This is a genomic window from Bradyrhizobium sp. AS23.2 (assembly GCF_001908185.1).
Lineage (GTDB): Bacteria > Pseudomonadota > Alphaproteobacteria > Rhizobiales > Xanthobacteraceae > Bradyrhizobium.
The window spans coordinates 1-12694 of the sequence record NZ_LGHM01000137.1 but is presented as its reverse complement, the minus strand read 5'-3'; the positions used below and the strand labels follow the sequence as shown (position 1 = coordinate 12694).

At 63.9% G+C, this 12694-nt stretch carries 9 protein-coding genes and 1 pseudogene; 7 read left to right on the top strand and 3 right to left on the bottom strand.

Annotated elements, in window-relative coordinates:
* Nucleotides 1–125: 125 nt before the first annotated feature.
* Nucleotides 126–521: a cytochrome c-550 CycA gene (gene cycA, locus AC630_RS27745; protein ID WP_074121643.1), complete on the bottom strand. Its 396-nt coding sequence runs from the start codon at nucleotides 519–521 to the stop codon at nucleotides 126–128.
* 267 nt (nucleotides 522–788) lie between these two features.
* Between cycA and AC630_RS27740 the strand changes: the two genes are divergently transcribed.
* Nucleotides 789–2282, top strand: a complete 1494-nt coding sequence (locus AC630_RS27740; protein ID WP_074121644.1) for an FAD-linked oxidase C-terminal domain-containing protein — start codon at nucleotides 789–791, stop codon at nucleotides 2280–2282.
* Nucleotides 2283–2314: 32 nt separating this feature from the next.
* Complete coding sequence (locus tag AC630_RS27735) at nucleotides 2315–3478, top strand: acyltransferase family protein (protein WP_074121642.1); 1164 nt, start codon at nucleotides 2315–2317, stop codon at nucleotides 3476–3478.
* A 46-nt stretch (nucleotides 3479–3524) separates the two neighbouring features.
* Here the strand turns inward: AC630_RS27735 and AC630_RS27730 are convergent, their stop codons facing one another.
* Complete coding sequence (locus AC630_RS27730; protein WP_074121641.1) at nucleotides 3525–3863, bottom strand: putative quinol monooxygenase; 339 nt, start codon at nucleotides 3861–3863, stop codon at nucleotides 3525–3527.
* Nucleotides 3864–4122: 259 nt separating this feature from the next.
* Between AC630_RS27730 and AC630_RS27725 the strand changes: the two are divergent.
* The 4 genes and pseudogenes from AC630_RS27725 to AC630_RS27710 all read left to right on the top strand — a co-directional run bounded on the left by AC630_RS27725 (nucleotide 4123) and on the right by AC630_RS27710 (nucleotide 8530).
* Nucleotides 4123–5362 (top strand): annotated as a pseudogene (locus AC630_RS27725) (FAD-binding protein).
* Nucleotides 5359–6681 carry a glycolate oxidase subunit GlcF gene (gene glcF / locus AC630_RS27720; RefSeq protein ID WP_074121640.1) on the top strand — a complete coding sequence of 441 codons (1323 nt, stop codon included), beginning with the start codon at nucleotides 5359–5361 and terminating at the stop codon, nucleotides 6679–6681. Before AC630_RS27725 ends, glcF begins: the two are co-directional and overlap by 4 nt.
* A gap of 69 nt (nucleotides 6682–6750) precedes the next feature.
* A complete protein-coding gene (locus AC630_RS27715) occupies nucleotides 6751–7101 on the top strand; it encodes a histone (protein ID WP_074121639.1) in 351 nt (116 codons plus the stop codon).
* Between the two features lie 418 nt (nucleotides 7102–7519).
* Entirely contained in the window at nucleotides 7520–8530 is a 1011-nt protein-coding gene (locus AC630_RS27710) for a TorF family putative porin (RefSeq protein ID WP_074121638.1), read from the top strand.
* Between the two features lie 253 nt (nucleotides 8531–8783).
* On the opposite strand, the gene AC630_RS27705 is transcribed toward AC630_RS27710, so the two are convergent.
* Nucleotides 8784–10547 (bottom strand): ABC transporter ATP-binding protein/permease, encoded by a 1764-nt coding sequence (locus AC630_RS27705; RefSeq protein WP_074121637.1) that lies wholly within the window; start codon nucleotides 10545–10547, stop codon nucleotides 8784–8786.
* A 315-nt stretch (nucleotides 10548–10862) separates the two neighbouring features.
* Here AC630_RS27705 and AC630_RS27700 point away from each other — a divergent pair, with 315 nt between their 5' ends.
* Nucleotides 10863–12527, top strand: coding sequence for an L-lactate permease (locus AC630_RS27700; protein WP_074121636.1), 1665 nt, complete (start codon nucleotides 10863–10865; stop codon nucleotides 12525–12527).
* Nucleotides 12528–12694 lie beyond the last annotated feature (167 nt).

Below are 12694 nucleotides of genomic sequence, written 5' to 3'. Positions count from 1 at the left end.
CGATTAGAGCGTTTTCGAGCGAAGTGGATACCGGTTCGCGTCAAGAAAACGCGTCAAAACAAGAATCTAGAGCCCCGTTCCGATTCCATCGGAACGGGGCTCTAGCGGCCGCCCCTTTTGCGCGCTTACTGCTTGATCTTCCCGTCCTTGTCGAACTGCGAGACGAAGGACCAGAGATTGTTGATCTCGGTCTCGTTCTTGATGCCGGCGAACGCCATCTTGGTGCCGGGGATCTTGGCCTTCGGGTCCTTGATGTATTCCTTGAACGTGGCTTCGTCCCAGGTGATGCCGGAATTCTTGTTCGCGTCCGAATAATTGTAGTCCGGCGCTGTCCCGGATTTGCGGCCGTTGAGGCCGTTGAGCTCGGGGCCGACCTTGTTCTTGGCGCCTTCGCCGATCGCGTGGCAGGCCAGGCATTTGTTGAATGACGTTTTGCCGGCCGCGACATCCTGCGCCATCGCGGCGGGGGCGGTGGCAGTCACGGTGAGGATCATCAGTGCGCCAAAAGTCAGTTTTGTCATCGGGTGCTCTTCGTCTCTTCCCTGGTGGGTCTGGGCCTAGTCAGTCTCTTGCCTGGTCGGCAATCGTCGGACCTGCCGCTTTTGGCAGGCCCGTCCGGCTTGGACAAGCCACGAAACCATGACAGGTTTCACGATTCCCTACTTGTCCCAGAGCGAACTCGCCCGAGATCGTTGGTCCGACGTTCGGATGGCCTACCCAAACCACCGCGGACGTGGTTGATTTGCCGCGACAATTTGATCGCCCGGGGCGAGCCGGAAGGATATGCCATGACCATCATGATGCCTGCGAGTGACCAGGCGGTGCTCGCGCGCCGCGCTGAGATCGTTGCTGCATTGCGCGCAATCGTGCCCGGCGAGGGCGTGATCGACAGCGCTGCCGAGATGCGGGCCTATGAATCCGATGGGCTGACCGCCTATCGGCAGCCGCCGATGGTCGTGGTGCTGCCCGATACGACCGAGCAGGTCTCGCTCATCCTGAAATATTGTGCAGAGCAGGGCATCAAGGTGGTCCCGCGTGGCTCCGGCACCTCGCTGTCCGGCGGCGCGCTGCCGCTCGAGGACGGCGTGCTCTTGGGGCTCGGCAAGTTCAAGCGCATCCGCGAGATCGATTTCGACAACCGCGTCGTCGTCACCGAGCCTGGTGTCACCAATCTGGCGATCACCCAGGCCGTCGCGCATGCCGGCTTCTACTACGCACCCGACCCGTCCTCGCAGATCGCCTGCTCGATCGGCGGCAATGTCGCGGAGAATTCCGGCGGGGTGCACTGCCTGAAATACGGCATGACCACCAACAACGTGCTCGGTTGCGAGATTGTCCTGATGAGCGGCGAGATCCTGCGCATCGGCGGCAAATCGGCGGAGAACCCGGGCTACGATCTCATGGGTGTCATCACCGGCTCCGAGGGCCTGCTCGGGGTCATCACCGAGATCACGGTGCGCATCCTGCAAAAACCGGAGACAGCGCGCGCGCTGATGGTCGGCTTCGCGGAAGTCGAGGCGGCCGGCGAATGCGTGGCGCGGATCATCGGCGCCGGTATCATTCCCGGAGGCATGGAGATGATGGACAAGCCGGCGATCCACGCTGCGGAGGCCTTCGTCCATGCCGGCTATCCGCTCGATGTCGAGGCGCTGCTGATCATCGAGCTCGACGGTCCCAAGATCGAGGTCGATGAACTGATCAGCCGCGTCGAGGCCATCGCGAATGGTTGCGGCTCGACCACCTGCCAGATCTCGACCTCGGAAGCCGAGCGCAATCTGTTCTGGGCGGGCCGGAAAGCCGCGTTTCCGGCCGTCGGCCGCATCTCGCCAGATTATCTCTGCATGGACGGCACCATTCCGCGCGGCGCGCTGCCGAAGGCGCTCGCCCGCATCCGCGAACTGTCGGAGAAATACCAGCTCGGCTGCGCCAACGTATTCCACGCCGGCGACGGCAATCTGCATCCCCTGATCCTCTACGATGCCAACAAGCCCGGCGAGATCGAGCGCGCCGAGGCCTTCGGCGCCGACATCCTGCGCGCCTGCGTCGAGTTCGGCGGCGTGCTCACCGGCGAGCATGGCGTCGGCATCGAGAAGCGCGACCTCATGCCCGACATGTTCAGCGAGATCGACCTGAACCAGCAGCAGCGGCTGAAATGCGCCTTCGATGCGCAGGGCCTGCTCAATCCCGGAAAGGTGTTTCCGACGCTGCACCGCTGCGCCGAGCTCGGCCGCGTGCATGTCCATGCCGGCAAGCTCGCGTTTCCGGACATCCCGCGGTTCTGAGGATTTTTTGGCATGTCGGTCCAGGTGGCGGCATGGCGGACATCCCGGTAGACGCGACGACAGCGGAGCCGGCCGCGGCGCACGCCCCGCCGCGGCTCCTGTTCATCGACAACATCCGCTGGTCCATGATCGTGCTCGTGCTGAGCATGCATGCGTCCGACACCTATAGCCCGTTCGGCAATTGGTACTATGTGGACCGGCAGGCGACGGGCTTCGGGACGGCGCTGTTCTTCGGCATCTACCAGAGCTTCCTGCAGGCGTTCTTCATGGCGGTGTTGTTCTTCATCGCCGGCTATTTCGCTGCGGCATCGTTTGACCGGAAGGGGTTTTCGACCTTCGCCCGTGACCGGTTGTTCCGGCTTGGCGTGCCGACCCTGGTCTACATGTTCGTGATCGGCCCGCTCACGCAGTATTTCCTGTCGCACACCTGGGGACGCGGTGGCTTCGGCCATCAATGGCTGACCCATCTTGCGGACGGCGAGTGGCTGTCCGAGACCGGGCCGATGTGGTTCTGCGCCGTGCTGCTGCTGTTCTCGCTCGCCTACGGCCTGATCCGGCTGTCGGGATGGCAGGAGCGGGCGGTTGTGCTCCGCGGACCGATAGTCGTGGTCTTCGTGATACTCATGGCGGCCGCCACCTTTGCCGTACGCATCGTCATGCAGGCCGGCACGTCAGTGCTCAACGTCCATCCCGGCGATCTGCCGCAATATCTTCTGATGTTCGCGGCAGGGGCCTATGGTTATCGCGGCAACTGGATAACGGGGCTTGCCGAGCGTTCCTGTCTGCGCTGGGGAGCGCTGGCGCTGGCCATCTCGGCGCCCCTGTTCGCGGCGCTGGTGCTGTTCGGCGGCGGGCTCAAAGGCGACACCGCGCTTTATGCGGGGGGCTTCAACCTCGTCAGCGCCGGCAAGTGCCTGTGGGAGGCACTCGTCTGTGTCGGCATGGGCTTTTTGATCCTGGCCGTCTACCGTCGCTATCTCGGCACACAAGGTCCGGTCGCCAAATGGCTCTCGGACAATGCGTTCGGCGTCTATCTGATCCATCCGCCGATTCTGATCGGCTTCGCCTTGTTGCTGCACGCATTGTTGCTTGGTGCGGTCACAAAGGCGATCCTGCTGACGATGCTGGCTGCGGTCGGCAGCTTTGCGGTCTCCGCCCTGATCTTGCGGAGATCACCGCTGCGCGCAATCATTTAGAGCGGCGCGCCGCGGTCCTGACCGAACCGCGGCGTGCAGGCGGCATTTAGATCAGCGCGTATTGCGTCCGCTCGCGCCTTGCCAACAGCGGCAGCGCCCGGCCTGCGATGTGTGTCTTGAAATGCGCGCTCTCCTGGTGCGCCTTGAAAGCGGCCTCGTCGCGAAACAGTTCGTAGAACAGGAACTGTGCCGGGTTCTCCATGCCGCGGCTGATCAGGAACAGCTTCACGCCAGGCTCGCTTTGTGCCTCCGGCAGGAAGCCACGCAGGATCTCGGCGACATTGTCGGCCTGTCCCTCCTTGGCTTCCCACTGCGCCACGACGAGAAGGCCGCCGCCGCTGGTCGCTTCGCTGACTGTTCGCTGCTTCATTGCCTGTGCGTACATGCCGGAACTCCTGTTAAGAGGGCATCTGGAACAGTTCGATCAATAGCGAAGTTTGGAAGGGAATGGTTCGATGGTGGACGAAGTGACGATGTCGTGCCCGAATCGGCCCGGCCGTTATCCGGCGTGATCGGGATGGCGGTTTGTCAGCCGCATCGCATTCAGGGACCGGCGCTTTCGCGCGCAAGGCTTTGGCGTGAGAAATAAGGCTGTGGCGCGAGAAATTTGATTTTCGTCTGGAATTTGGCTACCGCCTTTTCCCGTGGATACGCTCAAGGTCAGAGACGCCAAAGACGTCGAAGAGGTGGTGCGCGCGGCGATTGCCAATGAGCAGCCGCTCGAGATCATCGGTCATGGCAGCAAGCGCGGCATCGGCCATGCGATGGCGACCAACGCCGTGCTCGACGTCTCCGCGCTGAACGCCGTCACCTCCTACGAGCCCAATGAGCTGATCGTCACGCTCCAGGCCGGCGCGCCGCTCGCCGACGTGCTGTCGCTGATCGATGCCAAGAACCAGCAATTCGCCTTCGAGCCGATGAACACCGCGCCGCTTTTGGGCACGCCGGCGCTCGGCACCATCGGCGGCATGATCGCGGCCGGGCTCGCCGGTCCGCGGCGCATTAGGGCGGGCGGGGCGCGCGACCACCTGCTCGGGGCGCACGCCGTTTCCGGTTTCGGCGACAGCTTCAAGACCGGCGGCAAGGTGGTGAAGAACGTCACCGGCTACGACCTCTGCAAACTGCTGGCGGGGTCCTGGGGCACCCTGTCGGTCATGACCGAGGTCACGCTGAAGGTGATGCCGAAGCCCGAAGCCGAGCGGACGCTGCTGCTCCGCGGGCTCGACGATGTCGCCGCCAACAAGGCGATGACCGCGGCGCTCGGCTCGCCCTTCGACGTCTCCGCCGCCGCGCACCTGCCGAAATCGGCGTTCCGGGCCAAGACCGACGGGCTTGGCGATATCGCGGGCCAGGGCGAGGCGCTGACCGTGCTGCGGCTCGAGGGGATCACGGCCTCCGCCGCCCACCGCGCCGGATCGCTGCGCGAATTGCTGGCGCCGTTCGGGACCGCGACGCTGGTCGAGGACATGGCGTCCGCGGCGCTGTGGGCCACGATCCGCGACGTCCTGCCGTTCGCGGCAAGCGGCACGCTGGGTGCCTGGCCGGTCTGGCGAATCGTCTGTCCGCCGGCATCAGGTGCGGCGCTCGGGACGCAATTGGCGCGCGAGACCGGGGGGCGACGTGATCTACGATTGGGGCGGCGGGCTGATCTGGGCGGCATTGCCGCCAAAGTCGGATGCGCACGCCCCGGTCGTGCGCCAGCGCGCGGATGCCTTGGGCGGACATGCGATGCTGATCCGGGCCGCCGAGGATGTCAGAGGCGGCGTCGATGTGTTTCATCCGCAGGCGCCCGGCATTGCCGCGCTGAGCGAGCGGGTACGCACCAGCTTCGATCCGAAATCCATTCTCAACCGGGGCCGGCTGACGCGGGGCGCTGCGGCATGAAGACCGAATTCTCACTGGCGCAGCTTGCCGACCCCGATATCGCGGAAGCCGACAAGATCCTGCGCGCCTGCGTCCATTGCGGCTTCTGCACCGCAACCTGTCCGACCTATGTGCTGCTCGGCGACGAGCTCGATAGCCCGCGCGGCCGCATCTACCTGATGAAGGAGATGCTGGAGAAGGACCAGGCGCCGACGGCGGAGGTGGTCAAGCATATCGACCGCTGCCTGTCGTGCCTGTCCTGCATGACGACCTGCCCCTCTGGTGTGCACTACATGCACCTCGTGGACCAGGCCCGGGTCAGGATCGAGCAGCGCTATCAGAGGCCGCTCACCGAGCGGCTGCTGCGCCAGGTGCTGGCCTTCGTCCTGCCGAACCCGAAGCGCTTCCGCGCCAGCATGTGGCTGGCGCGGCTGGCCCGCCCGCTTGCCGTGTTCTTGCCGACGCCCAGGCCGTCGGCCACGCCCGGCCTGATCGAGCGCCTCAAGGCCATGCTGGCGCTGGCCCCACACCGCCTGCCGTCGCCGGGGCCCACCGCCGGCAGCGTGTTCGCGGCGCGTGGCAAGAAGCGCGGCCGGGTCGCGCTGCTTCAGGGCTGCGCCCAGCAGGTGCTGGCGCCGCGCATCAACCAGGCCGCCATCAGTCTCCTCACCCGCCACGGCATCGAGGTCGTCCTGGTCAGGGACGAGCAATGCTGCGGCGCGTTGACCCATCACCTCGGCAATGACCACGATGCATTGGCGCGGGCTCGCGCCAATGTCACGGCGTGGGGTGCGGAAGCGGCGGGCGAGGGGCTCGACGCCATCCTGGTGACGACGTCCGGCTGCGGCACCGTGATCAAGGACTACGGCTATCTGCTGCGCGAGGACGCTGCGTTCGCGGCCGATGCGGCGAAGGTGTCCGCGCTCGCCAAGGACATCACCGAATACGTCGCCGGCCTCGGACTCGAACCGGTCGCGCGACCGGACAACATCGTCGTCGCCTATCACTCCGCGTGTTCGTTGCAGCACGGGCAGAAAATCACGGGCCTTCCGAAAGAATTGCTTTCCAAGAATGGATTCGTGGTGAAAGATGTCCCGGAGAGCCATTTGTGTTGCGGTTCGGCGGGGACCTACAACATTCTCCAGCCCGAGCTTGCGGGTCGGTTGCGCGATCGCAAGGTCGCCAACATCGCGAGCGTCAAGCCGGACATGATTGCCGCGGGCAATATCGGCTGCATGGTGCAGATTGCCAGTGGCACGTCAATTCCGGTCGTACACACGATTGAGCTTCTCGATTGGGCTACGGGCGGGTCGCGGCCGGCATTGAACGCGTCGAGCTGAGCTTTCGTCCGGAGGTGACGGCTGAAGACGCCCGATCGACCATTGTTTGGCGACAACAGGAGGACCACGATGGCGAAAGCGAAGAAGAAAAAAAGCAAGAAGGCCAAAAAGGCCAAGAAGGTTGTAGCGGCCAAGAAGGCGACGAAGAAGAAGGCTGCCAGGAAGTCCGCGAAGAAGACTGCGAAGAAATCTGCCAAGAAGGCCGCGCCGAAGAAGGCCGCCAAGAAGACAGCAAAGAAGGCTGCGGCGAAGAAGGCGGCGCCGAAGAAGGCCGCGAAGAAAGCGGCTCCGAAGAAGGCGAAGGCAGCTCCCTCGCCGAAGCCGTCAGCTCCGGCTCCGGCTCCCGAGCCCGCCGCGGAGACCAGCTGGGCGATGCCTTCGTCTTCTGCGGAATCGACGCCGGTCGAGGGGCAAGGTTAGGCCAAAGGCCAGGTCCACCCCAACGGCAGCGATAGGCAACAGGAAGGCCGCGGCGGTGACGCTGCGGCCTTTTTGTATCGTCACAGTTTGCATCGTCACAGTGGTCTCGGGCGGTTGTCGTTCTCGCACCGGTGCGATTCGTGGCGCAGGCGTCACTCGACCGCGGGACTCCGTATTAACCCGGGCGGCTCTGTGCATTCTGGGATTCAAATAATGTGATCGAGAAGCAACACAGGCCGACAACCTTTCGTAGAACCGTCAGAACGCTCAAAAAGGCGGCAAATGCCCGCGATTTTTGCTTCTCCGTTCACATCCCCCAATCCAGATTGTCGCGGTAACGCAATTTTGCACGTAGGTCGCACACCCCGGGGGGCTTCCGGGAAAATCGACTGGGTAAGCACTGGTGATGGGGATTGAAATGAAGAAAGTGGCTTTGTTGGCAACGGCGCTGGCAATGGTGACGGGTTCGGCTTTCGCGGCAGACATGCCGGTCAAGGCACTGAAGGCGCCGCCGCCGCCCGCCTTTGATCCTTGGGACGTTGCCTTCGGCGGCGCGATCATGAGCGACTACATCTTCCGCGGTATCACCCAGTCGAACCACAAGCCGTCGGTCACGGCCTATTTCGAGCCGCGCTACAACGTCACCAAGGACCTCCAGCTCTATATGGGCGTGTCCGGTGAGAGCATCTCCTTCCCGAACCGCGCCGCGGCCGAGATCGACGTCTACGGCGGTATCCGTCCGACCTTCGGCGCGTTCGCTTTCGACATCGGCGTCTGGGGTTATCTGTATCCGGGCGGCACCTGCTTCTTCGGTGCTCCCGGCATCGACTTCGCCGGCAACTTCCAGGGCGCCGAGTGCGCCGAGAAGGCCCTGCTGAACGCCAACGTGATCAAGAAGGACCTGAGCTTCTTCGAAGTCTACGGCAAGGCCACCTACACGGTGAACGACAACTGGACGTTCGGCCTGACCGAGTACTACACCCCGAGCTACCTGAACTCGGGCGCCTGGGGCAACTACACCTCGATCACCGGCAAGTACACCGCGCCGAGCACGATCTTCGGCTCCAGCGGCGTCGGCATGTACGTCTCGGGTGAGTTCGGCCGCCAGTGGCTCGGCACCTCCGACAGCTTCTACGGCACGGCGACTTTCCCGAACGGCATCAAGTATGCCGACTATAACACCTGGAACGTCGGCATCGGCTTCACCTACAAGGTGGCGACGCTCGACCTGCGCTACTCCGACACCAGCCTCTCCAAGGGCGATTGCAACGCCTTCACCAGCGACTGGTCGGCTCGCGGCAATCTCACCGCTTCGACCGGCACCTTCGTGACCGCGATCAATCCGTCGGGTGTCGGCTCCAACTGGTGCGGCGCCGCCGGCATCGCCAAGCTGTCGTTCGACCTGACGGCGATGACCAACCTGAAGTAAGCTTCTTCCCGAAGCGACTTGTTGAGGGCGGCAGAGCAATCTGCCGCCCTTTTGCTTTGGGTTGTACGATTGCTCGGCCTCATGGTTCGCCCGGCGATGCAGAGCATCGTCCGGAGACGCCCGTCTCCGGACGGCTCCTCACCCATGAGGGTCTCAGATGCCGCTACGAGGACAGACCTCATCCTAAGGAGCCCGCCAAAGGCGGGCGTCTCGAAGGATGGCGGCAGGGAAAGACCTACATCCCCCGCCTCGCTCAGCGCGCTGCGCTCGGCTCCGCCTGGGCCGGTTCGCCGCCTTTGCCGAGAACGTGGATCTCGCCGTCCTTCACCATGGTCACCTTGCGGGTATGGAAGGCGTCCAGCGTCGAGCGGTGGCCGATCGAGACGATGGTGGCCTGTGGCAGCTTCTCCGCCAGCAGCCGGTAAAGCCGGTCCTCGGACGGCTCGTCCAGCGATGCGGTGGCCTCGTCGAGGAACAGATAGTCCGGCATGTGGAGCAGCGCGCGGGCAAGTCCGAGGCGCTGCTGCTCGCCGAGGGACAGCGTCCGATTCCAGTGACCGTCCTCGTTGAGCCGATCGGCCAGTCTCGGCATGCCGACCGCGATGAGCGCGTCACGGATCCGCTCGGGCGGGATGGTGCCGTGCTCGGCCGGGTAGATGACGGCGTCGCCAAGCGGGCCGATCGGGAAATACGGCCGCTGCGGCAGCATCATCAGCTTTGACTTCTCGGGAATGGCGATCGTGCCGGTGCCGAACGGCCAGACGCCCGCAATGGCCCGGAACAGCGTCGACTTGCCCGAGCCCGACGGGCCGGTCACCAGCACCCGCTCCGACGGCTGGATCGTGAAGGCATCGGCCGCGACCAGAGGTGCGCCGTTCGGCAGTTTGACGAGCAACTGCTCGAGCGCGATCGCCTTCTTGGCGCTGGATGCCGCAACCCCGATGGTCGGTTCGTGCGCGGCGAGGTTGGCGGCCGAGTTGACCGACATCTCGAAGCCGTCGAGACGGGCAACCACGGCGCGCCATTCGGCAAGCGACCGGTACGCCGTGACGAAGAAGGACAAAGCGCGCTGAACGCTGGAGAAGGCCGAGGCGGTCTGCATCATGTCGCCAAGCTGGATCTTCTTGGCGAAATAGGCCGGCGCCACCAGCACGTAGGGGAAGATCACGGCGGCCTGCTGATAGCTCGCCGTGAACATCGTGAGGCGCTTGGTCCGGCTCATGATCGCGTACCAGTTGTCGATCACGAAGTCGAAGCGGTGCAACAGGCGTCCGCGCTCCGCACTCTCGCCCTTCAGCAGCGCGATCTGTTCGGAGTTCTCGCGTACGCGCACGAGGTTGAAACGGAAGTCGGCCTCATAGCGCTGCTGCTCGAAATTGAGATTGACCAGCGGCACGCCGATCCAGTGCGTCAGGGCCGTGCCGAGGATGGCATAAAACAGCGCGCCCCAGACGAGATAGCCCGGGACCGCGACATCGATGCCAAACAGGTGCAGCGGCGCGTTGTTGGAGAGTCCCCAGAGGATGATGACGAAGGAAAACAGCGTGACGATCGACGAGAGCAGGCCAAGTCCGATGGTCAATGTCTGCTCGACGAAGTTCTTCACGTCGTCGGTGATGCGCTGGTCGGGGTTGTCGGCCGCATCGCCCCTGAGCTGCATCCGGTAATGCGTGGCGTCGTCGAGCCATTCGCCGAGATAGTGCCGCGTCAGCCATCGCCGCCAGCGGATCTGCAGCCATTGGTTCAGATAGAGCTGATAGACAGCCAGTGCGACGAAGGCCGAGGCAAGGCCGACGAATATCCAGATCTCGCGCATGAAGCTATCGAAGTCATAGGCCTGGAGCGCGCTGTAGAACCGGTTCTGCCACTGGTTGACGAGCACGTCGATGGCGACCAGCGACAGTTCGATCGCGACCACCGCCGCGAGCAGGCCACGCCCAGCCCATTTGTCCTCGGATCGAAAATAGGGGATGGCGATTCGCCAAACGGTCGCGAGCGTAGCGCTGATATTCTTCACGGAGCGGGATCTCCTCGAGGGGATTTGCACAACGCCCCGGAGCCAAATGGCTGAGGCCAGGGCGGAAATGGGCGCGCTTAGACTAAAGTCGCAAGTTCTGCAATTTGCGTTGGCTTGTCGCGGCTTGCAACCCTAGCATGGGTACGAGGGCGTGGGGTGGGGGCCTTCTGGACTTCTCGGGCTTGTGAGCGGGTGGGAACCGCCACATTCGCGAGGAATTCGCGTCCAGCTCAGGGGTTATCGCTTCCAGCGTCAAGCAGGCTCGGCCGTCCACGCGGGCCCCCTGCCGCACAAATGCGTGGGGGGGAGGAAGACATGTGGAATCAAATCTATAATCCGCTCAACAATGCTGCACTGTCGACTATCGCTGCGGCCATCCCGGTCGTCTCGCTATTGATCATGATCGCGAGCGGGCGCGTCAAAGCGCACATCGCGGCCGTGGTCGCGGTGATCATCACCAATCTGATCACGATATTCATCTTCACCATGCCGGCCGGCATGTCGATCCGGGCCTCGGTGCTCGGCATCGTCACGGGCTTCTTCCCGATCGGATGGATCGTCCTCAACGTCATCTTCCTCTACCAGGTGACTGTTAGCACCGGGCGCTTCGAATTGCTCAAGCGCGCAGTCGGCGGCGTCACTGAGGATCGGCGCCTGCAGCTGTTGCTGGTCGCATTCTCGTTCGGCGCCTTCTTCGAAGGCGCCTCGGGCTTCGGCACGCCGGTCGCAATCACCGGTGCCGTGCTGATCGGTCTCGGCTTCTCGCCGCTCGCCGCATCGGGCCTGTCGCTGATCGCCAACACAGCTCCGGTCGCCTACGGCGCGCTCGGTACGCCGATCCAGGGCCTTGCCTCGGTCACCGGGCTCGATCCCTACATCCTCGGCGCGATGGTCGGCCGGCAATTGCCGTTCTTCTCGCTCATCGTACCGTTCTGGGTGGTGTGGGCGTTCGCAGGCTGGCGCGGCATGAAGGACGTCTGGCCGGCGGTCCTCGTCACCGGCATTTCCTTCGCCGTCCCGCAATTCGTGATCTCCAACTACATCAATCCCTGGATCGTCGACATCGGGGCGTCGCTGATCTCGATGGGGGCGCTCATCCTGTTCCTGAAGGTGTGGCAGCCGAAGCAGCTCTGGCTGTCGCCGGAGCTGCGCGGCCACGACGCGTCGGCCGCGCAAATGGAAAAGATGACGCCGCTCGACAAGACGCCGCTCACCCAGTCCGAACTGTGGAGCGCGCTGCTGCCGTGGATCATCGTCTGTATCGTGATGCTGATCTGGGGCAACGGTGCCTTCAAGACCTGGGCGAACGGGATCTTCACCTGGAACTACGCCGTTCCCGATCTGCACAATATGATCAACAAGGTGCCGCCGGTGGCCCCCAAGCCGACGCCGGAAGGTGCGGTGTTCGCGTTCACCTACCTGTCCTTCACCGGCACGGGCATGCTGATCGCGGCGATCATCTCGGGCTTCCTGATGGGTGTCGGCCCGGGACGCCTGCTGGCTGAGTATGGTCGTACGATCCGGCTGTGCGCGATCTCGCTGATCACGATCTCGGCGATGCTCGCGATCGGCACGCTGACCCGTCTGTCCGGTGTCGACGCAACGCTCGGTCTCGCGTTTGCGGCGACCGGCGTGCTCTATCCATTCTTCGGCACGCTGCTCGGCTGGTTGGGCGTGGCGCTGACGGGATCGGACACCGCCTCGAACATCCTGTTCGGCAACCTCCAGAAGATCACCTCCCAGCAGATCGGCTTGTCGCCGATCCTGATGGCGGCGGCGAACTCCTCCGGCGGCGTGATGGGCAAGATGATCGATGCGCAATCGATCGTGGTCGCCTCCACAGCCACGCGGTGGTACGGCCACGAGGGCACGATCCTGCGCTTCGTGTTCTGGCACTCGATCGTGCTGGCCTGCTTGGTCGGCGTGCTCGTGACGCTCCAGGCCTATGTATGGCCGTTCACGGCGCTCGTGCTGGAATAGTCCGGCACGCCTTGCTCTGACGGAAATCCCCGCGGGCCCGGTCCCGCGGGGATTTTTGCGTCAGGGGTGGGCGAACCTTCTCAATGGCGCTGCTGTCTTATAGAAGGTGCGGCAAATCAGGTCGGTCGAGAGGTTTCATGGTTTCGCTCAAGCAGATCGTGTGTGCG

What these genes read in the sequence shown, in the direction of transcription:
- cycA (WP_074121643.1), bottom strand. Translation starts at nt 521, where the DNA reads ATGACAAAACTGACTTTTGGCGCACTGATGATCCTCACCGTGACTGCC.
- AC630_RS27710 (WP_074121638.1), top strand. Translation starts at nt 7,520, where the DNA reads ATGAAGAAAGTGGCTTTGTTGGCAACGGCGCTGGCAATGGTGACGGGT.
- AC630_RS27735 (WP_074121642.1), top strand. Translation starts at nt 2,315, where the DNA reads ATGGCGGACATCCCGGTAGACGCGACGACAGCGGAGCCGGCCGCGGCG.
- AC630_RS27740 (WP_074121644.1), top strand. Translation starts at nt 789, where the DNA reads ATGACCATCATGATGCCTGCGAGTGACCAGGCGGTGCTCGCGCGCCGC.
- AC630_RS27730 (WP_074121641.1), bottom strand. Translation starts at nt 3,863, where the DNA reads ATGTACGCACAGGCAATGAAGCAGCGAACAGTCAGCGAAGCGACCAGC.
- glcF (WP_074121640.1), top strand. Translation starts at nt 5,359, where the DNA reads ATGAAGACCGAATTCTCACTGGCGCAGCTTGCCGACCCCGATATCGCG.
- AC630_RS27700 (WP_074121636.1), top strand. Translation starts at nt 10,863, where the DNA reads ATGTGGAATCAAATCTATAATCCGCTCAACAATGCTGCACTGTCGACT.
- AC630_RS27715 (WP_074121639.1), top strand. Translation starts at nt 6,751, where the DNA reads ATGGCGAAAGCGAAGAAGAAAAAAAGCAAGAAGGCCAAAAAGGCCAAG.